This window comes from Streptomyces chisholmiae, assembly GCF_031845445.1.
GTDB lineage: Bacteria > Actinomycetota > Actinomycetes > Streptomycetales > Streptomycetaceae > Streptomyces > Streptomyces chisholmiae.
The window spans coordinates 209920-236590 of the sequence record NZ_JAVREO010000004.1; the positions used below are offsets into that span (position 1 = coordinate 209920).

Genomic DNA, 26671 nt, shown 5'->3' on the forward strand with positions numbered 1-26671 from the left:
CAGTAGGCTTCCTTGATCCATCAGTGGCGCGGAAGGCGGTACGAACGGTGGGCTCTTCGGGCCTGGAGCTGCCATCGGGCAACGGCGGTGAGGCCGCCGAGGCGGCGGCTGGGGCCGTACCGGTGCCGCGCCCCATGGAGATAGGGGCCGACCTGGAGTGGAGCGCCGAGGACTGGTCCGAGGTCCGGCTGCGGGTGGAGCGCGCCGGGCGCGCGTACGTCTGGCTCAACCTGGTGGAACAACGGCTGCGTTCGGTGGTCGGGGCGGTGCTGCGCCCGGTGTACGAGCCGGTGCACGGCCCGGAGTGGGAGATGGCCGCGGCCGGGCCGACCGGCCAGGAGTGGGTGCAGCGGGCGGCGGCGCTGCGCGAGGTGAGCCGCCGCAAGGGACACTTGCTCGATCCTGCCGATGACACGGTGCTCGCCTTTCTGACCCTGCCTCAGTTGCGTGAACTCATGGTGCAGCACTGGCCGTGCTTCGCGCCGTATTTCGACAACCGGCGCGAGCTGGAGCTGACCCTGGACGAGCTGGAGGTGGCGCGCAGCGCGGTCAGCCGCAACCGGGGGATCAACCGGGCGGTGCTGGAGCAGGCGGAGCGCGGCTGCGCCCGGTTGCTGCGGCTGCTGGACTCGGGGGCCCCGCCGGCGGACGGCCGGCTGCCGGCCGACGTGGTGGAGCAGCTGGTCGGTGACCGGTTCACCGACGTGGCCGGCGTGCACCCGGACCGGGTCAGGCTGCAACGGCAGTTGCCGGCCGAGGAACTGTTCGGCGGGGCGCGGCGGCTGGACGCGATGGGCATAGGGCTCGGTCTGCTGGTGCAGAACTACCCGGGGCGCCGGCTGATGCGGCTGGCCGAGGCGGGCTGCCGCACCCGGCTGCTGTTCCTCAACCCGGCCAGCGCGGCCATGCGCCGCCGGGAGCGGGAGCTGGGGCTCAAGCGCGGGGAGTTGGGACGTTCGGTCGAGACCAACATCCTCCAGGTCCGCCGGGTGCGCGCCCGGGTGCGGGACCAGGAGGCGTTCGAGATCCGGGTCTTCGACGAGACGCCCCGGTTCAGCGCCTACTTCGTGGACGGGGACGGCGCCGACGGCGTGGCGGTGATCCAGTCCTACCTGCGGCGCAGCCGGGGGGTGGAGACGCCGGCGCTGGTGCTGCGGCGCGCCGGGCGGGAGATACTGGGCGGGGACGCGCCGCCGGGCGACGAGCTGAGCCTCTTCGAGACGTATCACGAGGAGTTCGAGTGGGCCTGGGGGCACTCCCGGCCCGTGTCCTGAGCTGGGCCGACGCGGCGCCATCACGGATTGTCAGTGCCGGGCCCTACTCTCGTCACCATGAGTGAGCGAGAGGTGGTGGTGCCGTATGTGGCGCTGCTTCGTGGGATCAATGTCGGTGGCCGGCGGAAGGTGCCGATGGCCGCGCTCCGGGAGCTGCTGGCGGCACGGGGGTTCGGTGCGGTCCGTACCCATCTCCAGAGCGGGAACGCGGTGTTCACCGCCCCGCCGCGCGGCCCCGCCGGGCTGGCGGCGGAGCTTTCGGGGGCGCTCGGCGAGCGCTTCGGCTTCCCGGTGGAGTGCGTGGTGCGCTCGGGCGAGGAGCTGCGCCGGGGCGTGGCCCGTTGTCCCTTCCCGGTCGCCGAGCTGGACCCGGCCAGGCTCCTGGTGGTCTTCCTGGACGGCCCGGCGACCGACCATCCGGTGGCCGCGCTCGATCCGGCGTCCTTCGCGCCGGACGAGTTCCGGCTCGGCGAGCGGGAGGTCTTCGCCCACTTCCCGGGCGGGATGGGGCGTGGCCGGCTGGGCCAGCGGCTCGCCGCCCCGGCGCCGGGCCTGGTGGCGACCGGACGGAACTGGCGCACCGTGGAGCGGCTGCTGGCCCTGGTGGCCGAGGCGCCCGGCGGCGCCGGGGAGTCGGTCAGTCGGTGACGAGCCGGGCGTGCGTCTCGACGTCGTAGCGGACGCCGCCGTAGCGCAGCTTGTCCCGCTGCAGGCCCTCCACCCGGTAGCCGGCGGCCAGCGCCACCCGGCAGGACGCCTCGTTGTCCGTTCGGTGCCCCAGCTCCAGCCGGTGGGTGCCGAGCTCGGCGTAGCACCAGGTGCTCAGCCGGCGGACGGCCGCGCTGGCGACGCCGCGCCGGCGGGCCGCCCCGACGGTCCAGTAGGAGACCCAGCCCCAGTTGTGCACGTTGTTGACGTTGGTGACGGCCACCTGGCCGAGCAGCGTGGCCGACGGGCCGGGCCCGTCGGTGACCGCCCAGGAGTAGGCCGTGCCCTCCTGCTTGCGCTCCTCGTAGCGGGCTATCCAGCGCGCGGCGGCCGCGTCGTCCACCGTGCCCTCTTCGAGGACGCTGCCGAACTGCAGGTACATGCCCGGCTCGTTGAACGCGTCCCGGACGGCCGGCACGTCGCTCTCCCGCCAGGGGCGCATGAGGAGCCCGGGGCCGGCCGGGAACTGCCAGAGGGACGTTTCCTCGCTCATCCGGCCGATCCTACCGGCGGGCCGCGGGCGGTATCCGGGCTGGCCGGATGCGGGCGCGGGCGGCTCTGCCCTGGGCAGATCAGCCAGGAGGCGAAGCGCCTTGGCCGGCGCTGGTGGCCCGGGCAGGCTGGCGGGCATGAGGCTACTGCTGCTGGGCGGGACGGAGTTCGCCGGACCGCCCCTGGTACACGAGGCGTTGGCGCGTGGCTGGCGGGTCACGGTCTTCAACCGGGGCCGCTCCCCGGCCCCGCCGGGGGTGACGGCCCTGCGCGGCGACCGGCTGGCGCCCGGCGGGCTGGCCGCGCTGGCGGACGGCACCTGGGACCTGGTGGTGGACACCTGGAGCGAGGCGCCGGTGGCCGTCCAGGCGACCGCGCGACTGCTGGCCGGCCGGGCCGGGCACTACAGCTACCTCTCCAGCCGCTCGGTCTACGCCTTCCCCCCGCCGGCCGGTGCGAACGAGGACAGCCCGGTGGTGGCCGGTGCCCCGGACGCGGAGCGGACGGAGTACGCGGCCGACAAGCGGGGTGGGGAGCTGGCGGCGCAGCGGGAGTTCGGCGTCGACCGGGCCCTGTTGGTGCGCTGCGGGCTGCTGCTCGGGCCCTACGAGAACGTGGGCCGGCTGCCCTGGTGGCTGCGCCGGATCGCCAGGGGCGGCGAGGTGTTGGCCCCCGGTCCGGCCGAACTGCCCCTCCAGTACCTGGACATCAGGGACCTGGCGCGGTGGACCCTGGACGCCGCGGCGCGCGGGCTGACCGGCCCCTACGACCTGGTGAGTCCGCCGGGCGCCAGCACCATGGGCGAGCTGTTGACGGCCTGCGCCGCGGTGACCGGCTCGGCCGCGACGTTCCGTTGGCTGACGCCGGAGGCGGTGCTGGCGGCCGGCATCGAGCCGTGGACGGAGTTGCCCTGCTGGCTGCCGCCGGGCCCGCTGCACGCCGGGCTGCACGGGTCCGATGTCAGCCGGGCGCTGGCCGCCGGGCTGACCGTGCGGCCGGTGGCCGAGACGGTCCGCGACACCTGGCGGTGGCTCGGCGAGTTGCCGCCGGGGACCCGGCTGGGTGGTCTCCGGTCTCCGATCGGCCTCCCCGAGGAGAAGGAGGCCCGGGCCCTGGCGGGTTGACCGGGCGTGGCTCGGCCGGGGCGCGGGCCGGTGGCGGGGGGCCGGGCCTGGGCCGAGCCGGGGCGGGCGCCTGCCCGGCGGGCGGTCAGGGGCGGTCCGCGGGCGGTATCACCGGCAGGCCGGCCGCGCGCCAGCTCTGGAAGCCGCCGATCACGTCGGTGGCGCGGGCCAGGCCGAGGGTCCGCAGCGAGGCGGCGGCCAGCGAGGAGGCGTACCCCTCGTCGCAGAGCACGATCCACCGCACCTCGGTGTCCACCGCCTCCGGTACCGAGGCGCCGCTCGCCGGATCGCAGCGCCACTCCAGGTGGTTGCGCTCGATGACCAGGGCGCCCGGCACGAGACCGTCCCTGGCCCGCTGTTCGTGGACGCGGGTGTCCACCAGCACCGCCCCCGCCCGCGCCTCGTGGTACGCCGCCTCGGCGGTGACCCGGTCCAGGGTCGCCCGCGCCGCCGCCAGATGGTCCTCGATCGTCGAACGCGCCGCGCTCATCCTCGCCCCTCCGTCGTGGGTGTTCCTCGGTTGCCGCGCTTCCCGCCCGGACCCCGGCCGGCCCGAGCCCGCTCGTGGGCGGGCCCGGGAGCCCGCTCCGGCACCGGATCCGGTCCGGTCGCGGGCCCCGGCCGGGTCAGTCCTCCACGGCGTCGGTGCGGTCCAGCCGCAGCCGGCCGTCGTCGGTCTCGGTGTAGTAGGACATGGTGGCCAGCGCGGGCGCGTAGGCGTGGATGCTGACCGCCGGCTCGGCGCCGGTGTTGGTGACCTCGTGCACGTGTCGCGGGCCGAAGGAGCGCACCGCGGCGAGCGGCAGCGCGCGGGTCCGGGGCGGGCGCCCACCCGCCCCCGGGAGGGCGAAGGAGCGCTCGGTGAGCGCGCCGCGCACCACGCCGAAGGCGCCCGAGGCCCCGCCGTGGTCGTGGATCTCGGTGCCCTGCCCCGGGAGCCAGGTCAGCAGCCAGACCTCGTGGTCGGTGCCGGCGGCCAGCCGGTGGTACCAGCGCTCCGGCGTGGTGAACCGCGCCAGCGGCTCCCACAGCTCGCGGCGCGCCGCGAAGGCGCGCACCGTGGCGGCCAACTCCTGTGGCGTGCGCGGGTCCTCGACGGTGGCGGGCAGGGTCAGGGCGGGGCTGGGCATGGTGATCCTCACGGAGCGGTGGCGGTGGGGCGGGCGAGCCCCGCCGGCGGTGGCGGGGCGGACCACACCCGACGGCGAACCACCGGGCGCGGCCGTGGCTCAGGCGTTTCGGACGGGCCCCGGCGGGGCCCCGGTCAGCCGAAGCTCAGAGACGGCCGCGACGACACAGCGCGCTGGCCACGCGGACGAGGTCCACATGGCTTCGCGAGAAGAGGCGCTTGCTGGTCGGCATGGCGACAGATCTACCGCGCGGGCCCCGCCCCGGTCAAGCGGCCCGGCCGACCGCGAGGCGTTCGTCAACTCCGGCCCCGACACCGGGACTTCCGCGTCATATCAGGGAGCGGGCGGTGGCTGTCCCGTGATGTGAGACGGAACACCACAATCTTGACGGCACCCGGAGAGCGCTGGCATTCTCACCTATTGTGAGCCAGGCTGCCTTTCTCGTAGCGCGGTTGCACGTCGATCTTCGACGGCAAGCCAGCGCGATCTGTGCCGTCGGACGCTGAGACAGCGCCTCGCCGACGCGCTTCCCCCTGTGTGACCGCCGTGCGCTCCGCCTCCCCGCGTGCGTTCCGGTGGACATCCGCTCACTGATCCCGGTCTTGTTCCCGGTGGTCCCTCCCGCCTCTGCACCCCCGCACCACCGTTTGGTCGCGCACCGGACGGTCACCGCCCGAGCTGTTCGGCATCCGCGCCGACGGCCCGGCCGGTGCGGTGGTCGGCGGGCGACCCCGTGACCCCGCCGGTGCCCGGTGAGCGGGGGAGGTGCCGGCCGCGCTGTGGGGCCGGCCTCCGTGCCGCTCCTCCACCGCAACGGCATACCCGCCCGGGAAGGCACCAGCCACACATGACCGAACACGACTTCGACATTCGCCGGATCGGCGGCCGGATCGGCGCCGAGATCCTCGGCGTCGACATCGCCCGCCCCCTCGATCCCGGCGTGGTCGCCGAGATCAACGCGGCGCTGATCGAGCACAAGGCGCTCTTCTTCCGCGGACAGCGGCTCGACGACGTCGCCCAGTACCGGTTCGCCTCGCTCTTCGGCGAGTTGACCGCCAAGTTGACCGCCAACCGGCCGGTGGCCCCGGCCACCGCCGGGGCCGGTTCGCCGGCCGCCGACCAGCCACCCGCCCACGGGGACGGCGGCCCCGTCAACCACTGGTACACCGAGGCCAGCCACCTGCCCGCCCCGCCCCGGGTGACCACCCTGCGCAGCCTGGTGGTCCCGCCCTACGGCGGCGACACCCTGATCGCCAACACCGCCACCGCCTACCAGGAGTCGCCCGCGCCGCTGCGCGCTCTGGCCGACCGACTCTGGGCGGTGCACGCCGAGCGCCCCGAGTTGGCCCTCGGCCACCCGCCTGGACCCGAACACCGGCCGGGGCCCGGCCGGCCCGCCGACCACCGCCCCGGCGCCGGGCGGCCGCCGGCCCGCACCGTCGCGCACCCGGTGGTCCGGGTGCACCCCGAGAGCGGTGAACGCGCCCTGTTCATCGGCGCGTTCGCCCAACGCCTGGTCGGTTTCGACGCCGACGACTCAACGGACCTGCTGCGTGTCCTCCAGGGCCGGGTGACCCGCCCGGAGAACGTCGTCCGGTGGCGCTGGGCCCCCGGCGACCTGGCGATCTTCGACAACCGCAGCACCCAGCACTACGCCCCCGACGACCACGGCACCCTGCCGCGCCTGCTGCACCGGGTGACCGTCGCCGGGGATGTTCCCGTCGGTACGGACGGAGAGCGCAGCCGCGTCGTCGAAGGCGACCGCGCGGAGCACCACACCCCCGCCTCGGCGGCCTGACCCTCGAAACACCAAGGAAGGAGCCGACGATGCGGCACCTTACCGCGCTCCCTGACCTGTCCGAACTCTCCGATGTGACGGTGACCCTGGCGCCGGAGAACCAGACGGCGGACGGCTCCGTGCCGTTGGTCGGCTATCTGGTGCTGGCCCCGGCCGGCACCCAGCCGGCCCAGCTCGGCGAGCTGCTCGCCGCGCAGGGGGCCGCGCCCCCGCCGGCCCGCCCGGCGGCCGTCACCCCCGAGTCACCCACCCGGGTCGCCCGCGGCATCGTGGTGGACACGGAGGAACGCACCGCCGCCGTGGACGGCGTCCCGCTGCGCCTGACCTACCTGGAGTTCGAGCTGCTCGCGCACCTGGTGCGGCACCCACACCGGGTCTACACCAGGGAGTCGCTGGTGGCGACCATCTGGGGCTACGGCCCGGTCGGCGACCAGCGCACGGTGGACGTGCACGTGGCCCGGCTGCGCCGGAAGCTCGGCCCGACCTACCGGGAGCGGATCGTCACGGTCCGCCGGGTGGGTTACAAGTACGTGCCGCCGGCCGGCGGCGTGCCGTCACCCGCGGTCCGGGGCGCTGCCCACCCGCCGACCCGGGCCGAGAACGCGGGCCTCAGCCGGCCCAGCGGCCCAGTGGTCTCAGCCGGCCAGCGGCACAGCGCGCGGCCTGGCCCCGACCGTCGCCCGGTAGCGGCGCAGCACCAGCCGGGCCAGTTCGGGCGCGGCGCCCAGCACCGGGGCCAACAGGTCGGCCCCCGCCTCCCGGGCGCCCGCCTCGATCCGGTCCGGCAGCCGCCCCGGCGCGATCACGTAGGGCGCCACCACGACCCGGCGCAGCCCGTCCGCCCGCAACGCCCGCACGGCAAACGCCGGGTCCGGCGCGCTCGCCGAGGCGTAGGCGGAGACCACCGCGCCCCAGCCGCCCGCCGCCCGCCACCCGTCGGCCAGCCGCTCCAGCGCGGCCCGGCCCGCCGGGGCGCTGGTGCCGGCCGAGGCCAGCACCACCCCGGTCGCCGAACGGTCGGTCAGCGGACCGCCGTTGGCCTCGGCCAGCCGGCGCTCCAGGGTCCTGGTCAGCAGCGGGTGCGGCCCCAGCACCTCGGACTGCCACACGGTCAGCCCCGGCAGCCGGTCCCGCTGGCGTGCCAGCAGCGCCGGGATGTCGGTGGTGGCGTGGAAGGCGCGGTTGAGCAGCAGCGGCACCGCCACCACCTCGCGGTGCCCGGCCGCCGACAGCTCGGCGAGCACCCGCTCCGCCCGGGGCAGCGCCAGGTCCAGGAAGCCGAAGGAGACCGGCAGCCCGGGCGCGGCGGCGCGCACCCGGGCCGTGAGCGCCCGCACCGTGGCGGCGTGGCGCGGGTCCCTGCTGCCGTGGGCGAGCAGCAGCAACGCCGGTCCCCGCCCGGTCATGACACCCGGGTCAGCAGCCCGCGGGAGCGCAGCACCCGGCGCTCCAGGGGAGAGAAGAACAGCAGGTCGATCGCGACACCCACCACCAGGATCAGGATGATGGTGGCCAGCACGCCCGACATGTTCTGCATGGTCCGGTAGTTCTCCATCAGCTGGCCGAGACCGGTGCCCAGGTCGGGGGAGTGCACGATCAGCTCGGCCGCCATCAGGGAGCGCCAGGAGAACGCCCAGCCCTGCTTGAGCCCCGCCAGGTAGCCGGGCAGCGCCGCCGGCAGCAGCACGAACCGCACGCTGCTCAGCCCGGTGGCGCCCAGGGTGCGGCCGGCCCGCAGGTAGAGCGGCGGGATCTGGTCCACGCCGGCCACGATGCCGTTGGCGATCGACGGCACCGCGCCGAGGAGCACCACCGCGTAGATGGTGCCGTTGGTCAGTCCGAACCAGATGATCGCCGCCGGCACCCAGGCGATGGACGGCAGCGACTGGAGCCCGGTGAGCACCGGGCCGATCGCCGCCCGCACCAGCTTGACCCGGGCGACCAGCAGCCCCAGCGGGGTGCCCACCGCGATGGCGATCAGGAAGCCCAGGATGCCGCGCGAGACGCTCGTCCAGATGTACTCCAGGAGCGTGCCGGCGCGCCACATGTCGGCGAAGACGGCGCCCACGTCGCCGGGGCTGGGCAGCAGGTAGTCCGGCTGCACGTCGGCCCAGAAGGTGATCTGCCAGACCGCCAGGACCAGCCCGATCGCCACGATCGGCGGCAGCACCTTGGTGAGCAGCACGCGCCCGACGGGCGTCCGTTCCGAGCCGCCCGGGCTCTCCAGCGCGTCCAGGCCGGCCTCCAGGCCCGCCAGGTCGCTCCCGCTGGCCGGGGTGGCGGTGTCACTGCTGGCCATGGCGGCGGATCTCCTCCCGGAGTCGTTCGGTGATCTCCACGGAGAGCGCGGAGACCTCGGTGTCCTCGATCCGGCGCGGGTGGTCGATGTCCACCCGCCACTCGGTGACCACCCGGCCGGGGCGGGAGGAGAGCAGGATGACCCGCTGGGCCAGCCGGACCGCCTCCCGCACGTTGTGGGTGACGAACAGCACCGAGACCCCGGTCTCCGACCAGATCCGGGTCAGCTCCTCGTGCAGCACGTCCCGGGTGATGGCGTCCAGCGCGGCGAACGGTTCGTCCATCAGCAGCAGTTGGCTGTCCTGGGCGAGCGCCCTGGCCAGCGCGACGCGCTGCCGCATCCCGCCGGACAGCTCGTGCACCCGCTTGTCGTAGGAGCCCTGCAGCCGGACCAGCGCCAGCAGCCGCTCGGCCTCCACCCGGCGCTCCGCCTTGGCCACGCCGCGCAGCCGCAGCGCCAGCTCGATGTTGCGGCCGGCGGTCAGCCACGGGAAGAGCGCGTGCTCCTGGAACATCAGCGCCGGCCGCCCGCCGGGGACGGAGATGTCCCCGACCGAGGCGTCGTCCAGGCCGGCGGTCAGGTTGAGCAGGGTGGACTTGCCACAGCCCGAGGCGCCGATCAGGGTGACGAACTCACCCGGGGCGACATGGAGACTGATGTCGTCGAGCACCAGCTGCTGCTTGCCCGGCCGGCCGAAGGACTTCGACACGTGGTCGAACCGCACGGCGTACCCGGCCTCGGCCGTGGCGTCGTCACTGACCGTGCCGTCAACGGCGGTAGCCATCGGTAGTCACCTCCTGGGGTGAACGTGAGCGGAAACCCGGATGGTGTGCGGCGGTTCAGCCGACGCCCAGGCCGGCGTCCCCGACCTCCGGCTGGTCCTGTTCGGCCAGCACCCGGTTGAGGATGGACAGGTCGTAGATCCCGGTGAGGTCGGTCTCGTCCAGCAGGCCGACCTCGGTGGCGTTCTCCGCGCCGGTCAGCAGCGTCTCGGCCAGCGGGTCGTTGACGAACTCGACGTTGGCGAAGGCCGGGTCGAGCACCTCGGCGGGCAGCTCGTTGCCGCCGGGCAGCCGGCCCAGCGCCGTGTTGAAGACGGTCTTGGCCTCGTCCTCGTTCTCGTTGATCCACGCGTTGGTGCGCACCACGCCCCGCACCACGGCCTCCACCACGTCGGGGTGCTCCTCCAGGAAGGACTGGGAGGCGATCAGGTGGGTCACCACGTACTGGCCGTCGTCCCACAGCTCGCCCTCGTCGAGCAGCGTCTCGGCGCCCCGGCTGAGCAGGTTGGCGGCGGTCGGCTCCGGCACCCAGGCGCCGTCGATGTCGCCGCCGTCGAAGGCCGCGGGGATCTCCGAGTTGGCGATCCGCAGCACCGACACGTCGCCCCGGCCGCTCTGCGGGTCCACCTCGAAGCCCTGGTCGTTGAGGTAGCTGAGCAGCGCCACGTCCTGGGTGTTGCCCAGCTGCGGGGTCGCGATCCGCTTGCCCGCCAGGTCGTCCAGGCTGCTCACGGTGTCCGGGTTGACGACCAGCGAGGCGCCGCCGGAGGCCGCGCCGGCGACCACCCGCAGGCTCTGCCCGCCCGAGCCGGCGAAACCGTTGATCGCCGGGTTGGGGCCGATGAAGGTGAGGTCGAGGTCGCCGGCGTTGAGCGCCTCGATCGCGGAGGGGCCGGCGTTGAAGACCTGGGTGCTGATCTCGGTGCCGCCCAGCTCCTCCCGGATGGCGCCGTCGTTCTCCAGGCCGATCACCCCGGTGGCGTGGGTGATGTTGGCGAAGTAGCCGATGGTCACCTCGTCGGCGGAGAGGGTGGGCCCGTCGCTCGTGGTGTTCGACGACGGCTCCTCGTCCTCGGCGTCCGAGCCGTAGCCGCAGGCGGCGACGGGGGCGAGCAGCAGCGGCAGCAGCGCCAGGCCGGCGAGCGGGCGGCGGGTTCTGCCGGAGACGGGACGACGGAAGGCGGTCATGGCTCGGGTTCCTCTCGGCGGGCGCGCGCCGTCGGCGGCGCGCGTGCGGGGGGCGTGGTGGGTGGGCGGGGGGACTGGGACGACGCCGGTGGCGCGGGGGTGCCGCGCCGCGTCAACTCAGCCCGCACATCGCGCGATGCCGCCGTGGCCGCTGCCCAGCGCGCCACTGCCCACCCGTCCGCCCTCCTTGGCGAAGGTCGAGAAGAAGTCCCTCGGCATGGTCAGAAGTCCCAACCGTCCGAGGAGTCGGCGCCGGCCGGCAGGTCCGCGCCGGCGGCGTCGGTGAACGCCTCGCCCGCCATCCCGGCGGTCAGCGTGGCGCCGTCGGCCGGATCGATCAGCAGGAACGAGCCGGTGGTGCGGGAGACCGCGTAGTCGTCCAGGGCCAGCGGTTCGGCGGTGCGGACCACCACCCGGCCGATGTCGTTGGCCGCCAGCTGGCCCGGGTCCGGATGCTGGGACAGGTCGTCCAGGGTGAGCCGGGACGGTATCTCCTTGACGATCGCCTTGACCGTCCGGGTGGTGTGCTTCAGCAGCACCCGGGCCCCCGGCGTCAACGGCCGGTCGTGCAGGTGGCAGACGGTCGCCGTCAGGTCCTGGCTGCCCGGTGCCGCGGAGGCGGTCGGCGCGATCAGGTCGCCGCGGGAGATGTCCAGGTCGTCGGTGAGGGTCACGGTCACCGACTGCGGCGCCCAGGCCAGGTCGACGGACTGGCCCAGCAGGTCGATCCGCTCCACCACGCTGGTCCGCCCCGAGGGCGCCACCGTGACCCGGTCGCCGACCCGCAGCACCCCGGACGCCAACTGGCCCGCGTAGCCGCGGTAGTCGGGGTGCTCGGCCGACTGCGGCCGGATCACGTACTGGACGGGGAAGCGGGTCGGCTCGACCGACGGGTCGTGGGCCACCGGCACCGTCTCCAGGTGCTCCAGCACGGTGGGCCCGCCGTACCAGTCCATGGTCGCCGACGGGGAGACCACGTTGTCGCCGGCCAGCGCCGAGATCGGGATGGCGGTCACCTCGGGGATGCCGAGGGTGCCGGCGTACCGGGTGAACTCGGCGGCGATCTCAGCGAAGACCGGCTCGGCGTAGTCCACCAGGTCCATCTTGTTGACCGCCAGCACCACCTGAGGCACCCGCAGCAGCGCGGCGACCGCCGCGTGCCGGCGGGTCTGCTCGACCACCCCGTTGCGCGCGTCCACCAGGATGATGGCCAGCTCGGCGGTGGAGGCGCCGGTCACCATGTTCCGGGTGTACTGCACGTGGCCGGGGGTGTCGGCGAGGATGAACCGGCGGCGGGCGGTGGCGAAGTAGCGGTAGGCCACGTCGATGGTGATGCCCTGCTCGCGCTCGGCGCGCAGCCCGTCGGTGAGCAGCGCCAGGTCCGGCGTCTCCTGCCCGCGGTTGCGGGAGGCCAGCTCGACGGCGGCCAGCTGGTCGCTGAGCACCGACTTGGAGTCGTGCAACAGCCGGCCCACCAGCGTGGACTTGCCGTCGTCGACGGAGCCGGCGGTGGCGAACCGCAGCAGCGAGGTGGCGGATATGGCCGCGGCGTCGGCGGTCTCGGCGGCGGTCATCAGAAGTACCCCTCGCGCTTGCGGTCTTCCATGGCGGCCTCGGACAGCTTGTCGTCGGCCCGGGTGGCGCCCCGTTCGGTCAGGCGGGAGGCGGCGATCTCGGTGATGATCTGCTCGATGGTCTCGGCGTCCGACTCCACGGCGCCGGTGCAGGACATGTCGCCCACGGTGCGGTAGCGGACCTGCCGGACCTCGACCGTCTCGTGCTCGCGCGGCCCGCCCCAGTCGCCGGGGGCCAGCCACATGCCGTCCCGCTGGAACACCTCCCGCCGGTGGGCGTGGTAGATCGCCGGGATCTCGATCTTCTCCCGGGCGATGTACTGCCACACGTCCAGCTCGGTCCAGTTGGAGAGCGGGAAGACCCGGACGTGCTCGCCCGGCGCGTGCCGGCCGTTGTACAGCTGCCACAGCTCGGGGCGCTGCCGGCGCGGGTCCCAGCCGCCGAACTCGTCGCGCAGCGAGAAGACCCGCTCCTTCGCCCTGGCCTTCTCCTCGTCCCGCCGGCCGCCGCCGAAGACGGCGTCGAAGCGGTTGCTCTCGATGGCGCGCAGCAGCGGCACCGTCTGGAGCGGGTTGCGGGTGCCGTCGGGGCGCTCACGCAGCTCGCCGCTGTCGATGAAGTCCTGCACCAGCGCCACGGTCAGCCGCAGCCCGTGCCGGGCCACCACCCGGTCGCGGTACTCGATGACCTCGGGGAAGTTGTGCCCGGTGTCCACGTGCAGCAGGGAGAACGGCGGCGGCGCCGGCGCGAACGCCTTGAGCGCCAGGTGCAGCATGACGATGGAGTCCTTGCCGCCCGAGAAGAGGATCACCGGGCGCTCGAACTCGCCCGCCACCTCGCGGAAGATGTGCACCGCCTCGGACTCCAGCACGTCGAGATGGCTCAGGGCGTAGGGCCCGCCGATCCCTTCGGTGACCTGAAGCGCCGCCGTCATGGGGAATTCCTCTCGTTCGCCGCCGACCGTGCTGCCGCCGACCGTGCCGCCGCCGACCGGCGTGCCGTCGACCCTGCCGCCGCCCGCGCCGGTCCGTGGCGCCCCGCCGGGCCGGCTCACGCCAGACCCCGCTCGGCCAGCAGCGCGTGCAGCGCCGCGGCGGACTCGGTGACGCTCTGCCGGTGCGTCTCGATCCGCAGCTCGGGCGCCTCGGGCGCCTCGTAGGGGTCGTCCACGCCGGTCAGGCCGGTCAGTTCGCCGCTGGCCTGCTTGGCGTACAGGCCCTTGACGTCCCGCTCCGAGCAGACCTCGACCGGCGTCGCCACATGCACCTCCAGGTAGCGGGTGCCGGCCGCGTCGTGGTGCTTGCGGACCGCCTCCCGGCTGTCCGCGTAGGGCGCGATCACCGGCACCAGCACGGTCACCCCGTGCGAGGCGAGCAGCTCGGCGACGAAGCCGATCCGCCGCACGTTGGTGTGCCGGTCCTCCCGGGAGAAGCCCAGCCCGGCCGACAGGAACTCGCGGATCTCGTCGCCGTCCAGCACCTCGACCCGCCGGCCCGCCTCGACCAGCCGGTCGGCCAGCGCCCGGGCGATCGTCGTCTTGCCGGCGCTGGGCAGCCCGGTGAGCCACACGGTGGCGCCCCGGTTGGTCTCACTCATCCCCGCACTCCTCGTGTCCCGCTCTTCCGCCGTGGTCATCAGCCGTGCAGCCCGCACTCGGTCTTGCCCAGCCCGGCCCAGCGGCCCGACCTGGCGTCCTCGCCCTCGGCGACCCGCCGGGTGCAGGGCGCGCAGCCGATCGAGGCGTAGCCGTCCTGGAGCAGCGGGTTGGTCAGGACGCCGTGCTCGGCGACGTACTCCTCGACGTCCCGCTGGGTCCAGCGGGCGATGGGCGCCACCTTGACCTTGCCGCGCCGGGCGTCCCAGCTGACCACCGGCGTGTTGGCGCGGGTCGGCGACTCGTCCCGGCGCAGGCCGGTGGCCCAGGCCGTGTAGTCGGCGAGCCCGCGCTCCAGCACCTCGACCTTGCGCAGCGCGCAGCAGCGGTCCGGGTCCCGGTCGTGCAGCCGGGGGCCGAACTCGGCGTCCTGCTCGGCGACGGTCTGCCGGGGCGTCAGGGTCAGCACGTTGACGTCCAGCGCCACGGCGACCGCGTCCCGGGTGCCGATGGTCTCCGGGAAGTGGTAGCCGGTGTCCAGGAAGACCACGTCGACCCCGGGCCTGACCCGGGAGGCCAGATGGGCCACCACGGCGTCCTCCATCGAGGAGGTGACGCAGAACCGGTCGCCGAAGGTGTCGGCCGCCCAGCGCAGGATCTCCAGCGCGTCGGCGTCCTCCAACGCGCGCCCGGCGCGCTCGGCCAGCGCCCGCGCCTCCTCGGCGTCGGGGCCGGCCGCCGCGGGGGCGGTGCTCTGGGGGGAGGTGGTCTCCATCGTCATCTCCTTCAGCTGGCGTCCGCCCCGCCGGACTCGGCGGAGGGGCGGACGATACCGCTGGCCAACAGGCCCAGGAACGACAGCCGGAACGCCCGGTTGCAGGCCGCGCATTCCCAGGCGCCGGGCCCGGCCTCACTGGGGCGCAGGTCCTCCTCGGCGCAGTAGGGGCAGTAGAACGGGGCGGCGCGTTCGCTCACTTGAGGGCCCCCTCGTCCGCGCGGGTCACCCACTGGGCGAACCGCTCGCCCGGCTCGCGCTGCGCCTCGAAGGCCCGCAGCACCCGCTCGACGTAGTCGGCCAGCCCGGCGGCGGTGACCTTCAGCCCGCGCACCTTGCGGCCGAACCCCGGGTCCAGGCCGAGCGAACCGCCCAGGTGCACCTGGAAACCCTCGACCTGCTGGCCGTCGGCGTCGGTGACCAGCTGCCCCTTGAGACCGATGTCCGCGACCTGGATACGGGCGCAGGAGTTGGGGCAGCCGTTGATGTTGATGGTGATCGGCTCGGAGAACTCCGGGAGGCGGCGCTCCAGTTCGTCGATCAGCCAGGAGCCGCGGCCCTTGGTCTCGACGATGGCCAGCTTGCAGAACTCGATCCCGGTGCAGGCCATGGTGCCGCGCCGGAAGGACGACGGCCGGGTGGTCAGGCCCAGCGCCTCCAGCTCGTCGGCGAGCTGCTCGACCTGCTCCTCGGCCACGTCCAGGATCAGCATCTTCTGCTGGACCGTGGTGCGCACCCGGTGCGAGCCGTAGGCCTCGGCGAGGTCGGCGATCTTGGTCAGCGTGGCGCCGTCCACCCGGCCGACCCGGGGCGCGAAGCCGAGGTAGCGGCGGCCGTCCCGCTGCCGGTGGACGCCCACGTGGTCGCGCCACTCGCCGGGCGGCTGCGCGGGCGCCGGGCCGTCGAGCAGCGGACGCCGCAGGTACTCGTCCTCCAGCACCTGGCGGAACTTCGCGACGCCCCAGTCGGCGAGCAGGAACTTGATCCGGGCACGGGTCCGCAGCCGCCGGTAGCCGTAGTCGCGGAACAGGCCGACCACGCCCTCGTGCACGTCGGCGACCTCGTCCAGCGGCACCCAGGCGCCGAGGCGTTCGCCCAGCCTGGGGTTGGTGGAGAGCCCGCCGCCGACCCACACGTCGAAGCCGGGGCCGTGCTCGGGGTGCACCACGCCGACGAACGAGATGTCGTTGATCTCGTGCGCCACGTCCAGCAGCGGGGAGCCGGAGACCGCCGACTTGAACTTGCGCGGCAGGTTGGAGTAGGCGGGATTGCCGACCACCCGGCGCTGGATGGCCTCGATGGCCGGGGTGCCGTCGATGATCTCGTCCGCCGCGATGCCGGCGACCGGGGAGCCGACCACCACGCGCGGGGTGTCGCCGCACGCCTCGGTGGTGGAGAGGCCGACGCCCTCGAGGCGCCGCCAGATCTCCGGCATGTCCTCGATCCGGATCCAGTGGTACTGGATGTTCTGCCGGTCGGTGATGTCGGCGGTGCCCCGGGCGAACTCCTCGGATATCCCGCCGATCACCCGCAGCTGCTCGGTGGTGAGCAGCCCGCCGTCGATCCGGACCCGGAGCATGAAGTACTCGTCGTCCAGCTCCTCGGGCTCCAGGATCGCGGTCTTGCCGCCGTCGATGCCGGGCCGGCGCTGGGTGTAGAGACCCCACCAGCGCATCCGGCCGCGCAGGTCGGCGCCGTCGATCGAGTCGAAGCCCCGCTGGGCGTAGACCGTCTCGATGCGTGTCCGCACATTGAGACCGTCATCGTCCTTCTTGGTCTGCTCGTTCCCGTTGAGCGGGGTGAAGTGGCCCGAGGCCCACTGCCCCTCGCCACGGTGCCGCCCGGGCTTGCGTCGGGGCGTACCGGCGGGCTTCTTGACGGAGTCCGGCATCATCACGGCTTTCTGCGGGCAGCAGGGAGACTCTGACCTGGAGACCGCCGCAACGTCGCGGCGGGCAGGACAGAGTCGATGGTCAACAGGGGTTTCCGACAGCCCGGAAGGGGCGGGGGCGGACGGCGAACGGAGCGGACCCCGGGTGCGGTGGTGCTCTCAGGTCACCCGGAACAGATGGCGCTGGACATTCGACCGAGATCAACATGGCGGCGACTCACCAGGGCAATTCCCGCTCGCGACATGACGGCAGCGTTGCACGCGGTCCCCCGCCAGTCCACCACTATCCAGCATATGGACATGAGTGTCCCGCTATGCGAACGCTTTGAGTGGAGATATCACGCTCCGTCGAGCGGTCGACGACCGAGGGCTGACCAGCGGGCCGGACGGGCGCGCCTCCCGGCCCCCTCGACCCCCGGTCGGCTGCTACCCGGCCGGCACCGCCCGCGCCCGGCGCACCACGGCGGCCAACCCGGCGCCGCCCGGCAGGGTGCCGAAGCTGCCGCCGCCGTCGCCGCCCAGCCGGGAGGCGCAGAACGCGTCCGCCACCTCCGGCGGCGCGAAGCGCACCAGCAGCGCGCCCTGGAGCACCAGCGCCAGCCGCTCCACCACCCGGCGCGCCCGACCCTCCACTCCCTCCAGATCGGAGAGTTCGGTCAGCAGCCCCTTGAGCGCCGCGTCCAGCCGGTGGTCCACGCCCGTGGCCTGGCCCACCTCGGTGAGGAAGGCGTTGAGCGCGCCCGGCTCGCGCTGGAGCGCGCGCAGCACGTCCAGCGCCTGCACGTTGCCCGAGCCCTCCCAGAGCGAGTTGAGCGGCGACTCGCGCAGCAGCCGCGGCAGCCCGGACTCCTCCACGTAGCCGTTGCCGCCCAGGCACTCCAACGCCTCGGCCACCACCGGCGTGCAGCGCTTGGTCACCCAGTACTTGGCGGCCGGCACCGCCAGCCGCAGCAGGTGGCGGTCGTGCGGACTACCGGCCGCCGCGGCGTCGGCCGCCGCCGCCAGCCGCAGCGCCAGCGCGGTGGCCGCCTCGGACTCCACGGCCAGGTCGGCCAGCACGTTGGTCATCAGCGGCTTGTCGATCAGCGGGCCGCCGAAGGCCTCCCGGTGCGCCGCGTGGTGGATCGCCCGGGTCACCGCCTGCCGCATGAGCGCGGCCGAGCCGGTCACGCAGTCGATCCGGGTGGCCGCCACCATCTCGATGATGGTGCGCACCCCCCGCCCCTCCTCGCCGACCAGCCAGGCCAGGGTGTCCCCGTCGAACTCGACCTCGGACGAGGCGTTGGAACGGTTGCCCAGCTTGTCCTTGAGGCGCTGCAGCCGGAAGGAGTTGCGGCTGCCGTCCGGCAGCACCCGGGGCAGCAGGAAGCAGCTCAGCCCGCCGGGCGCCTGGGCCAGCACCAGGAAGGCGTCCGACATCGGCGCGGAACAGAACCACTTGTGGCCGGTCAGCCGGTAGAGGCCGGGCTCGCCGGCCGGCTCGGCCCGGGTGGTGTTGGCCCGCACGTCGGAGCCGCCCTGCTTCTCCGTCATCCCCATCCCGGCCAGCGCGCCGGCCTTCCCGGTCGCCGGCACCCCGAGGCCCGGCTGGTAGACCCGCGAGGTGAGCAGCGGCTCCCAGACGGCGGCGAGCGCGGGCGTGGCGCGCAGCGCGGGCACGGCCGCGTGCGTCATCGAGATGGGGCAGCCATGCCCCGCCTCCACCTGGGACCAGACAAAGAATCCGGCCGTCCTACGCAACTGGCCGGAAGGCCGCGACCAGGCGTCGGTCAGGCCGGCCCCCACCGCCCGGTCCAGCAGCTGGTGCCAGGCCGGGTGGAACTCCACCTCGTCGATCCGGTGCCCGACGGCGTCGAAAACCCGCAGCGCAGGCGGGTTCTCGTTGGCCAGCCGGCCCCACTCGGCGGCCTCGGCCGAGCCGGCCGACCGGCCCAGCGCCGACAGCTCGGCGGTGGCCTCGTCGGCCACCTCGGGCGCCACCTGGCGGGCGAAGCCCTCGGTGAGCGCCGCGTCCTGGGCGAACACGTCGTGGCCGACGAGCGGCGGGACCTGGTTGGTGACCGCGTGGGTGCTGGGCGTCATGACTCCACGGTAGGCGCCGGACCAGCGCGGCGGCACCCCCACGACCCGCACATCAGGGGCTACCGCTCCCCGACTGCCCTAGTACAGTGGGGCGTTCGGCGGCGACGGCAGGGAGCGACAGATGGCGTTGGGGCTGGATACCGATGGCGTCCTCGGCGAGCTGGACGCGGCGTCGATGGCGTTGGACTTCCGGCAGACGGGGCCAACCGTGCCCCGGATGATCCTGGGGAACCGGCTCCGCGCGCTGCGGGAGTCCCAGGGCATCACCGGCGCCGACGCCGGCCGTTGCATCCGTGGCTCGCACTCCAAGATCAGTCGCCTGGAGATGGGCAAGACCGGCTTCAAGGTCCGGGACGTCATCGACCTGCTCGCCTTCTACGGGGTCTACGACGAGGGGGAGCGCGGCACCCTGCTGGCGCTGGCCCGCGAGTCCAACAGCCAGGGCTGGTGGCAGTTCTTCCACGACGTGGTGCCCAGCTGGCTCCATGTCTACCTGGGTCTTGAGCAGACGGCGACGGTGATCCGTGGCTACGAACTCCAGTTCGTGCCCGGGCTGCTCCAGACCGAGGAGTACGCGCGCGCGGTGATCTCCCTGGTCCCGGACGAGGAGGAGCGGCTGGAACGCCGGGTGCGGCTGCGGATGGCCCGCCAGCACGTGCTGCGCCGGGACCGGCCGCCCTACCTGTGGACGGTCATCGACGAGACGGCGCTGCGGCGGTCGATGGGCGGCCGGGGGCTGATGCGCCGGCAGTTGGCCTACCTGCTGGAGGTGTCCCGGCTGCCGCACGTCACCGTCCAGGTGGTGCCGTTCGCGGCCGGCGCCCACTCGGCCATCGCCGGCCCGGTCACGGTGCTCCGCCCGCCGGGCGGTGACCTGCCGGACGTGGTCTACCTGGAGCAGCTCACCGGCGGCGCTTACCCGGACAAACCGGGTGATGTCGAGCAGTACCGGCACGTGATGAACCGGCTGGCCGTCGAGGCGATGCCGCCGGACGCCACCGAGGACTTCCTGCTCGCCGCGCTCCGCGAGCTCTGACCCCGGGTTCGCCCCCGTCCGACCCGCCCGGGCCGGGCGCCTCGCCCTGCCGGCGGGCGGCCCGCCGGGGATGTGCCGGTGAGCCGTGAGACGTTCGCCAACCGCTGGTCGGGAGGCTGCCGCGATTCCGCGTGCCGCAACGTCCCTCCCGGACCGCCCCCGCCAACCGCCGGTCGGGGAACCCCCTGTGGGGACACGGTTGGCTACCGCCGACCGGAGGGCGCGGTCGGTTGTCGGTGAGGAAGCTCCGCAGGGAACCCGGCCCGTCGTCCGCCGGAGCCGCTGCCGAACGTACCCGCCAACCGTCCGCCTGGAGGCGCCGGTCTGCCGCCGGTCGGGGGCGCGTCAGCCGGAGGGTCCCGGCTGTGAGGCGTTCGCCAACCGCTGGTGGGGAAGCGCCGGTCCGTCACCTGCCGGGCGGTCCCGGCCGAGACGCGCCCGGCGACCGTCCGCGGGGAAGCGCCGGTTGGTAGCCCGTCGAGGTGCTGGTCAGTCGCCTGCCCGGCAGCCCCGGTGGCAAAGGGCCCTGCCGGGGCCCCCGGCAGGCCGCTCACCGCTACCCCGGCTTCGCCGGAATAGCGGTGGGCGGCACGGCGTCCTCTATCCCGTGGCCCGGCCGGCGGCGGGCCACCCGTTGATCGCCCACAGCGAACACGGGCCGGCCCCCGGGAACATCTCGCCCCCGCTCCAGCATTGAGTCGGCATAGCTCAATTTGCCTGCCAAGGGAGGCGTCATGGAAGCGTCGTTCGACGTACTCACCCTGCCCGTGCTGCCGTTGGAGAGCGAGGCCGTGCTGCCCGGCATGGTGGTGCCGCTGGAGCTCTCCGACGCGGAGGTCCGGGCCGCCGTGGAGGCGGCCCAGTCCGCCGCGCCCCGCGGGGAGAAGCCGCGGGTGCTGCTGGTGCCCCGGCTGGACGGAAGCTACCCGGCGCTCGGCGTGGTCGGCCGGGTCGAGCAGGTCGGCCGGCTGGCCGACGGCGACCCCGGCGCCCTGGTGCGCGGGCTGCGCCGGGCCAGGGTCGGCGCCGGCACCACGGGCCCGGGCCGGGCCCTGTGGGTGGAGGTCGGCCCGGTCGACGAGTCGGAGCCGAGCCCGCTGCCCGGGGCGGTCGCCGAGCTGGTCAAGGAGTACCGGGCGCTGGCCACCAGCTGGCTGCGCAAGCGCGGCGCCTGGCAGGCCGTGGACCGGGTGGCCGGCATCGAGGAGGTGGGCGCGCTGGCGGACAACGCCGGGTACTTCCCGTTCCTCACCGCCGAGCAGCGCGCCACCCTGCTCAGCACGCTCGACCCGGTGGAGCGGCTCCGGCACGCCAGCCGCTGGTTGAGCGACCACCTGGCGGAGGAGGAGGTCTCCGAGTCCATCGCCAAGGACGTCCAGGACGGCGTCGAGCGGCAGCAGCGCGAGTTCCTGCTCCGTCGCCAGCTGGAGGCGGTCCGCAAGGAGCTGGCCGAGCTGGACGGCGGCTCGCCGGACGGCGACGAGGCGGACCCCAGGGCCCGGGTCGAGGCCGCCGACCTTCCGGAGCGGGTGCGGCAGGCCGCGCTCAAGGAGGTGGAGAAGCTGGAGCGGGCCTCGGACGCCAGTCCGGAGGCCGGCTGGCTGCGCACCTGGCTGGACACCGTCCTCGAACTGCCCTGGCAGGTGCGGACCGAGGACTCCTACGACATCCCGGGCGCCCGCGCGGTGCTGGACGCGGACCACGCCGGGCTGACCGACGTCAAGGAGCGGATCACCGAGTACCTCGCGGTGCGCAAGCGGCGCGCCGACCGCGGCCTGGGCGTGGTCGGCGGCCGGCGCGGCGGCGCCGTGCTGGCGCTGGTCGGCCCGCCCGGGGTCGGCAAGACCTCGCTGGGTGAGAGCGTGGCGAAGGCCATGGGGCGGAAGTTCGTCCGGGTGGCGCTCGGCGGCGTCCGCGACGAGGCGGAGATCAGGGGCCACCGCCGCACCTACGTGGGCGCGCTGCCCGGCCGGATCGTGCGGGCCGTCAAGGAGGCCGGCTCGATGAACCCGGTGGTGCTGCTCGACGAGATCGACAAGGTCGGCGCCGACTACCGGGGCGACCCGTCGGCCGCGCTCCTCGAAGTGCTGGACCCGGCGCAGAACCACACCTTCAGGGACCACTACCTGGAGGTCGAGCTGGACCTCTCGGACGTGGTCTTCCTGGCCACCGCCAACGCCCTGGAGGCCATCCCGCAGCCGCTGCTGGACCGGATGGAGCTGGTCAGGCTCGACGGCTACACCGAGGAGGAGAAGGTCACCATCGCCAGGGACCACCTGCTGCCCCGGCAGCTGGGGCTGGCCGGGCTGACCGCAGACGAGGTCACCGTCGAGGAGGCGGCGCTGCGCCGGCTCGCCACCGAGTACACCAGTGAGGCCGGGGTGCGCGGCCTGGAGCGGATGATCGCCCGGGTGCTGCGGAAGGTCACCGCCCAGGCCGAGTTGGGCGAGCTGACCCTGCCGCACGCGGTCACCGCCGACGGGCTGCGCCGCCTGGTGGGCCGTCCGCACCACGTGCCGGAGGCGGCCCAGGAGCCTGGCGTCCGCCGCACCTCGGTGCCGGGCGTGGCCACCGGCCTGGCCGTCACCGGCGCCGGCGGGGACGTGCTCTACGTCGAGGCCTCGCTGGCCGACGCGGAGACCGGCGGCGCCGGGCTGACCCTCACCGGCCAGCTGGGCGACGTGATGCGGGAGTCCGGGCAGATCGCGCTCGCCTACCTCCGCTCGCGCGGCGCCGAGCTGGAGCTGCCGGTCGGCGACCTGCGGGAGCGCGGCATCCACCTGCACGTGCCGGCGGGCGCGGTGCCCAAGGACGGGCCCAGCGCCGGGGTCACCATGACCACCGCGCTGGCCTCGCTGCTCAGCGGGCGCCGGGTGCGTCCCGAGGTGGCGATGACCGGCGAGGTGTCACTCACCGGGCGGGTGCTGCCGGTGGGCGGGGTCAAGCAGAAGCTGCTGGCCGCGCACCGGGCCGGGCTGACCACGGTGATCATCCCGGCGCGCAACGAGCCGGACCTCGACGACCTGCCGGCCGAGGTGCTGGAGACGCTCCGGGTGCACCCGGTGGCGGACGTCCGGCAGGTGCTGGAGCTGGCCCTCGCGCCGGCCGGGGCGCCGGCCGAGTCGCCGGCCACGCTGGCCGCCTGACCGGCGGTTTCGTCTCCTCCCGACGGCCCCGCACGGGACCGCCGGGAGGGGGCGTATGGTCTGCCGTTATGAGTCCTTCGATCGCGACGAACACGCGCGTTGACCTCGACGGCCTGCTGGACTTCGTCCGGGCCAGGCACCGTGCCATCCTGCTGACCAGGCGGGCCGACGGCGCTCCCCAGTCCTCGCCGCTGACCTGCGGCGTCGACGACTCCGGCCGGATCGTGATGTCCACCTACCCGGAGCGGGCCAAGGTCCGCAACGCCCGGCGGGACCCGCGGGTGAGCGTGCTGGTGCTGTCGGACGAGTGGGACGGCCCCTGGGTGCAGCTCGACGGCAGTGCCGAGGTGCTGGACGTCCCCGAGGCCGTGGAGCCGCTCGTCGAGTACTACCGCAACATCGCCGGGGAGCACCCGGACTGGGCCGAGTACCGGACGGCGATGGCCCGGCAGGGCAAGTCCCTGATCCGGGTCACCCCGGAGCGCTGGGGTCCGATCGCCACCGGCGGCTTCCCGGCCCGGCTCGCGTAGGGGCGCACCACGGCGGAGGCACCACCTCCGTGTCCGAATCCCGCCAGTGTGGGGGGCGTGCCGCCCCGCACACTGGCGGGGTGATGGACGACGACAGCAGGTACCAGGCGGTGCGCAGCCGTGACGAGCGGTTCGACGGGGTGTTCTTCACCGCCGTCCTGACCACCGGGATCTACTGTCGCCCCAGCTGCCCGGCGACCACCCCGAAGCGGGCCAACGTCCGCTTCGTCCCCTCGGCCGCCGCCGCCCAGGGCGCCGGCTTCCGCGCCTGCCGCCGCTGCCGCCCCGACGCCGTCCCCGGCTCCGCCGAGTGGAACGTCCGGGCCGACGCGGTCGGCCGCGCGATGCGGCTGATCAGCGACGGCGTGGTGGACCGGGAGGGCGTCGCCGGCCTCGCCGACCGCCTCGGCTACAGCGCCCGTCAGGTGCAGCGCCAGCTCGTCGCCGAGCTGGGCGCCGGCCCGATCGCGCTGGCCAGGGCGCAACGCGCGCACACCGCACGGGTGTTGCTCCAGACGACCGAGCTGCCCATCACCGAGCTGGCGTTCGCGGCCGGCTTCGCCAGCGTCCGCCAGTTCAACGACACCATCCGCGCGGTGTACGACCGCACCCCCAGCGCCCTGCGCGCCGCGGCGCCGGCCGGCGACCGGGACGGCCCGGCGGCCGGGCCCGGTGGCGCCGGCATCCCGCTGCGGTTGGCCTACCGGGGGGCCTACGCGGCCGGCGCGGTCTTCGACTTCCTCCAGCGGCGCGCGCTGCCCGGCGTCGAGGAGACCAGCGGCCCGGCCGGCGACCGGCGCTACCGGCGGACCCTGGCGCTGCCGCACGGCACCGGGATCGCCGAGGTCGGCGAGTCGGCCGGGGCGACCGGCGGCCGCTGGCTGCCCTGTCGGCTGCACCTGTCCGACCCGCGCGACCTGACCTGCGCCGTGCAGCGCCTCCGGCGGCTCTTCGACCTGGACGCCGACCCCTACGCGGTGGCCGAGCGGCTCGGCGGGCACCCGCTGCTGGGGCCGCTGGTCGCCGCCACCCCGGGGCTGCGGTCGCCCGGCGCCGCCGAGCCGGCGGAGCTGGCCGTCCGCGCGGTGTTGGGCCAGCAGATCACCGTGGGCGCCGCCCGCACCCTGGGCGGCCGGCTGGTGGCGGCGCTCGGCAAGCCGCTGGACCGCCCCGACGGCGGCCTCACCCACCTCTTCCCCGAGCCGGCCGCACTGGCCGACGCGCCCTTGACCGAGCTGGGCATGCCGGAGAGCCGCCGGGCGACGCTGCGCACCCTGGGCGCCGCGCTGGCCGACGGCCGGGTCGTGCTGGACCCGGGCGCCGACCGGGACGAGGTGACGGCGGCGCTGCTGGCGCTGCGCGGCATCGGCCCGTGGACCGCCGGCTACGTCCGGATGCGGGCGCTCGGCGACCCCGACGTGCTGCTCACCGGCGACGCCGGGGTGCGGCACGGGCTGGCCCTGCTCGGTGCTTCCCCGACCGACGCGGAGGAGTGGCGCCCCTGGCGCTCCTACGCCGTCCACCACCTCTGGCACGCCACCGCGTCCTGAACCCTCCGCCGCTGACCGCCCCGCCCGAACCCTCCGCTCCCGACCGCCCGACATCCCTGAGGAACCACCATGCGTTACACCGTGCACCCCAGCCCGCTCGGCGACCTGCTGATCGCCGGCCCCCGGCCCGGCGTGCTGGCCTCGGTCACCGTGCCGGGCCAGCGGGGCGGTGCCACCGTCCAGCCCGACTGGGTCCGCGACGACGCGGGCTTCCGGGCGGCGGCCGAGCAGTTCGACGCCTACTTCGCGGGCAGCCGAGAGGAGTTCGACCTGGTCCTGGAGCCGGCGGGCACCCCGTTCCGGGAACGGGTGTGGGCCGCGCTCGACCAGATCGCCTTCGGCGCCACCACCACCTACGGCCAACTCGCCGCGCTGGCCGGCTTCCCGGCCCGGTCGGTGCGTGCCGTCGGCGGCGCCGTGGGCGCCAACCCGCTGTTGGTGATCAAGCCCTGCCACCGGGTGGTGGGTGCCAACGGCTCCCTCACCGGCTACGCCGGCGGCCTGGAGCGCAAGCGGCAGCTGCTGCTGCACGAGGGCGCCGCGCTGGGCTGAGCACGCGAAAGCCCCCGGGGGCCCGGGGGCTGGTTCGCGAGCCGGCCGGCGTCAGCCGAACTGCCGCTCGATCTTGGCGAGTTTCTCCTCCAACGTGTCCAGCCGCGGAGCCGCGGTGGAGACCCCGGCGTCCGGATCGACGCCCGGCAGCGCCCGGGGCTGGGCGGCCGCCTCCAGCGCCGCCGGCTCCTGGGCGACCGCCGGCGGCAGCGGACGCCGGCCGCGTCCGAAGAGCCGGGGGCCGCCCCCGATCGCCCGCAACCGAGCGCGCTCCAACTGCCGCTGCTCGCGCTGCCGGCGCTGCGCCTCCTCCTTGTTCCGACGCTCCTCGCGCACCTCCTCGACCGCCTCGTCCAGGGTGCGCACGCCCTCCAGCAGCATCAGCGACCAGGCGCCGAAGGTCTCCCGGGGCGCCCGCAGCCAACGGACGAACCGGATCTGCGGCATCGGCCTGGGCACCAGGCCCTGTTCCCGCAGCGCCGCCCGGCGGGTCTGCTTCAGCGCCCGGTCGAAGAGCACGGCCGCCGAGAGCGACATCCCGGCGAAGAAGTGCGGGGCGCCCGCGTGGCCCGTGCCCCGCGGCGCGTGCACCCAGTTGAACCAGGCGGCGGCGCCGGCGAAGAGCCAGACCAGCAGGCGCGAGCCCATCGAGGAGTCGCCGTGGCTGGCCTCCCGGACGGCGATCACGGCGCAGAACATGGCCGCGCCGTCCAGCCCGAACGGCACCAGGTACTCCCAGCCGCCGGAGAGCGAGAGATTCTCCCGCCCGAAGCCGACCAGCCCCTGGAAGGAGAGCGCGGCGGCGACCCCGGCGCAGCAGAAGAGCAGGGTGTAGGAGGCCGAGGCGTAGAGCCGCTCACGGCGCCGGCGGCGCGCCTCCAGCCGCTCCCAGGAGTCGGTCTCGCGTTCCTCGGCCCCGCCCGGTCTGCGACCGCGCGCGAGCAACGCCGTCGCCACCAGGCAGCCCGCCAGGGCCACGGCAGCGGCCAACACCCAACTGAACTCCATGTATGTCACCTTCACCGCGATACGCGTGCCCCACGCCCGGGAGTGCGGGCTCACCGGGCGGGCGTCGCTTGGTCAGCAGTCCACAGCGGGCGGTCCGGAACGTGCCGCCCTGGAAGAAGCGTGATGCTACCTGAGTT

At 74.5% G+C, this 26671-nt stretch carries 27 protein-coding genes and 1 pseudogene; 11 read left to right on the plus strand and 17 right to left on the minus strand.

Features of this window, described 5'->3' with window-relative positions:
* Window positions 1–47: 47 nt before the first annotated feature.
* Both RM844_RS08360 and RM844_RS08365 read left to right on the plus strand, forming a co-directional pair.
* On the plus strand, window positions 48–1274 hold the full coding sequence (locus tag RM844_RS08360) for an SAV2148 family HEPN domain-containing protein (RefSeq protein ID WP_311666324.1): 1227 nt from the start codon (window positions 48–50) through the stop codon (window positions 1272–1274).
* A gap of 57 nt (window positions 1275–1331) precedes the next feature.
* Window positions 1332–1922 (plus strand): DUF1697 domain-containing protein, encoded by a 591-nt coding sequence (locus RM844_RS08365; protein ID WP_311666325.1) that lies wholly within the window; start codon window positions 1332–1334, stop codon window positions 1920–1922.
* On the opposite strand, the gene RM844_RS08370 is transcribed toward RM844_RS08365, so the two are convergent.
* The gene (locus tag RM844_RS08370) at window positions 1912–2475 is read right to left on the minus strand and encodes a GNAT family N-acetyltransferase (RefSeq protein ID WP_311666326.1); all 564 of its coding nucleotides are present in this window, start codon (window positions 2473–2475) and stop codon (window positions 1912–1914) included. The genes RM844_RS08365 and RM844_RS08370 overlap by 11 nt on opposite strands.
* Window positions 2476–2611: 136 nt before the next feature.
* Between RM844_RS08370 and RM844_RS08375 the strand changes: the two genes are divergently transcribed.
* The gene (locus RM844_RS08375) at window positions 2612–3598 is read left to right on the plus strand and encodes an NAD-dependent epimerase/dehydratase family protein (protein WP_311666327.1); all 987 of its coding nucleotides are present in this window, start codon (window positions 2612–2614) and stop codon (window positions 3596–3598) included.
* Between the two features lie 85 nt (window positions 3599–3683).
* Here RM844_RS08375 and RM844_RS08380 read toward each other — a convergent pair whose 3' ends face one another.
* From RM844_RS08380 to RM844_RS33485, 3 genes are all read right to left on the minus strand, one after another.
* Window positions 3684–4088: a rhodanese-like domain-containing protein gene (locus RM844_RS08380; protein ID WP_311666328.1), complete on the minus strand. Its 405-nt coding sequence runs from the start codon at window positions 4086–4088 to the stop codon at window positions 3684–3686.
* Between the two features lie 136 nt (window positions 4089–4224).
* Window positions 4225–4728: a cysteine dioxygenase gene (locus RM844_RS08385; RefSeq protein ID WP_311666329.1), complete on the minus strand. Its 504-nt coding sequence runs from the start codon at window positions 4726–4728 to the stop codon at window positions 4225–4227.
* A gap of 145 nt (window positions 4729–4873) precedes the next feature.
* On the minus strand, window positions 4874–4960 hold the full coding sequence (locus tag RM844_RS33485; protein WP_394814467.1) for a putative leader peptide: 87 nt from the start codon (window positions 4958–4960) through the stop codon (window positions 4874–4876).
* A gap of 190 nt (window positions 4961–5150) precedes the next feature.
* Here RM844_RS33485 and RM844_RS33490 point away from each other — a divergent pair, with 190 nt between their 5' ends.
* The 3 genes and pseudogenes from RM844_RS33490 to RM844_RS33495 form a co-directional block, all read left to right on the plus strand.
* Complete coding sequence (locus RM844_RS33490) at window positions 5151–5234, plus strand: putative leader peptide (protein ID WP_394814468.1); 84 nt, start codon at window positions 5151–5153, stop codon at window positions 5232–5234.
* 341 nt (window positions 5235–5575) lie between these two features.
* Window positions 5576–6526, plus strand: a complete 951-nt coding sequence (locus tag RM844_RS08390; protein WP_311666330.1) for a TauD/TfdA dioxygenase family protein — start codon at window positions 5576–5578, stop codon at window positions 6524–6526.
* Window positions 6527–6555: 29 nt separating this feature from the next.
* Window positions 6556–7068: pseudogene (locus RM844_RS33495) on the plus strand (winged helix-turn-helix domain-containing protein); the annotation flags it as partial.
* 93 nt (window positions 7069–7161) lie between these two features.
* Here RM844_RS33495 and RM844_RS08400 read toward each other — a convergent pair.
* From RM844_RS08400 to RM844_RS08450, 12 genes are all read right to left on the minus strand, one after another.
* Window positions 7162–7932, minus strand: a complete 771-nt coding sequence (locus tag RM844_RS08400; RefSeq protein ID WP_311666331.1) for a sirohydrochlorin chelatase — start codon at window positions 7930–7932, stop codon at window positions 7162–7164.
* Window positions 7929–8825 carry an ABC transporter permease gene (locus tag RM844_RS08405; RefSeq protein ID WP_311666332.1) on the minus strand — a complete coding sequence of 299 codons (897 nt, stop codon included), beginning with the start codon at window positions 8823–8825 and terminating at the stop codon, window positions 7929–7931. The genes RM844_RS08400 and RM844_RS08405 overlap by 4 nt, the downstream gene beginning before the upstream one ends.
* On the minus strand, window positions 8812–9609 hold the full coding sequence (locus RM844_RS08410; RefSeq protein ID WP_311666333.1) for an ABC transporter ATP-binding protein: 798 nt from the start codon (window positions 9607–9609) through the stop codon (window positions 8812–8814). Before RM844_RS08410 ends, RM844_RS08405 begins: the two co-directional genes overlap by 14 nt.
* Window positions 9610–9664: 55 nt before the next feature.
* Entirely contained in the window at window positions 9665–10795 is a 1131-nt protein-coding gene (locus tag RM844_RS08415; protein WP_311666334.1) for an ABC transporter substrate-binding protein, read from the minus strand.
* 221 nt (window positions 10796–11016) lie between these two features.
* The gene (locus RM844_RS08420) at window positions 11017–12369 is read right to left on the minus strand and encodes a sulfate adenylyltransferase subunit 1 (RefSeq protein WP_311666336.1); all 1353 of its coding nucleotides are present in this window, start codon (window positions 12367–12369) and stop codon (window positions 11017–11019) included.
* The gene (gene cysD / locus RM844_RS08425; protein ID WP_311666337.1) at window positions 12369–13304 is read right to left on the minus strand and encodes a sulfate adenylyltransferase subunit CysD; all 936 of its coding nucleotides are present in this window, start codon (window positions 13302–13304) and stop codon (window positions 12369–12371) included. Before cysD ends, RM844_RS08420 begins: the two co-directional genes overlap by 1 nt.
* Before the next feature lie 116 nt (window positions 13305–13420).
* Window positions 13421–13966, minus strand: coding sequence for an adenylyl-sulfate kinase (gene cysC / locus RM844_RS08430; protein WP_311666338.1), 546 nt, complete (start codon window positions 13964–13966; stop codon window positions 13421–13423).
* A 38-nt stretch (window positions 13967–14004) separates the two neighbouring features.
* Window positions 14005–14739, minus strand: a complete 735-nt coding sequence (locus RM844_RS08435; protein WP_311666339.1) for a phosphoadenylyl-sulfate reductase — start codon at window positions 14737–14739, stop codon at window positions 14005–14007.
* A gap of 11 nt (window positions 14740–14750) precedes the next feature.
* Window positions 14751–14939, minus strand: a complete 189-nt coding sequence (locus tag RM844_RS08440; protein WP_311666340.1) for a hypothetical protein — start codon at window positions 14937–14939, stop codon at window positions 14751–14753.
* Window positions 14936–16630: a nitrite/sulfite reductase gene (locus RM844_RS08445; protein WP_311666573.1), complete on the minus strand. Its 1695-nt coding sequence runs from the start codon at window positions 16628–16630 to the stop codon at window positions 14936–14938. Before RM844_RS08445 ends, RM844_RS08440 begins: the two co-directional genes overlap by 4 nt.
* Before the next feature lie 164 nt (window positions 16631–16794).
* Complete coding sequence (locus RM844_RS33500; protein WP_394814459.1) at window positions 16795–16932, minus strand: putative leader peptide; 138 nt, start codon at window positions 16930–16932, stop codon at window positions 16795–16797.
* 124 nt (window positions 16933–17056) lie between these two features.
* The gene (locus tag RM844_RS08450; protein WP_311666341.1) at window positions 17057–18712 is read right to left on the minus strand and encodes an acyl-CoA dehydrogenase family protein; all 1656 of its coding nucleotides are present in this window, start codon (window positions 18710–18712) and stop codon (window positions 17057–17059) included.
* Window positions 18713–18833: 121 nt separating this feature from the next.
* On the opposite strand from RM844_RS08450, the gene RM844_RS08455 reads away from it, so the two are divergent.
* From RM844_RS08455 to RM844_RS08475, 5 genes are all read left to right on the plus strand, one after another.
* Window positions 18834–19748 carry a helix-turn-helix domain-containing protein gene (locus tag RM844_RS08455; protein ID WP_311666342.1) on the plus strand — a complete coding sequence of 305 codons (915 nt, stop codon included), beginning with the start codon at window positions 18834–18836 and terminating at the stop codon, window positions 19746–19748.
* 734 nt (window positions 19749–20482) lie between these two features.
* Window positions 20483–22894, plus strand: coding sequence for an endopeptidase La (gene lon / locus RM844_RS08460; protein ID WP_311666343.1), 2412 nt, complete (start codon window positions 20483–20485; stop codon window positions 22892–22894).
* Between the two features lie 68 nt (window positions 22895–22962).
* On the plus strand, window positions 22963–23424 hold the full coding sequence (locus tag RM844_RS08465) for a PPOX class F420-dependent oxidoreductase (RefSeq protein ID WP_311666344.1): 462 nt from the start codon (window positions 22963–22965) through the stop codon (window positions 23422–23424).
* An 83-nt stretch (window positions 23425–23507) separates the two neighbouring features.
* Window positions 23508–24974, plus strand: coding sequence for an AlkA N-terminal domain-containing protein (locus tag RM844_RS08470; RefSeq protein ID WP_311666574.1), 1467 nt, complete (start codon window positions 23508–23510; stop codon window positions 24972–24974).
* Window positions 24975–25043: 69 nt separating this feature from the next.
* On the plus strand, window positions 25044–25526 hold the full coding sequence (locus RM844_RS08475) for a methylated-DNA--[protein]-cysteine S-methyltransferase (RefSeq protein WP_311666345.1): 483 nt from the start codon (window positions 25044–25046) through the stop codon (window positions 25524–25526).
* A 51-nt stretch (window positions 25527–25577) separates the two neighbouring features.
* Here RM844_RS08475 and RM844_RS08480 read toward each other — a convergent pair whose 3' ends face one another.
* Entirely contained in the window at window positions 25578–26549 is a 972-nt protein-coding gene (locus RM844_RS08480; RefSeq protein WP_311666346.1) for a DUF2637 domain-containing protein, read from the minus strand.
* Window positions 26550–26671 lie beyond the last annotated feature (122 nt).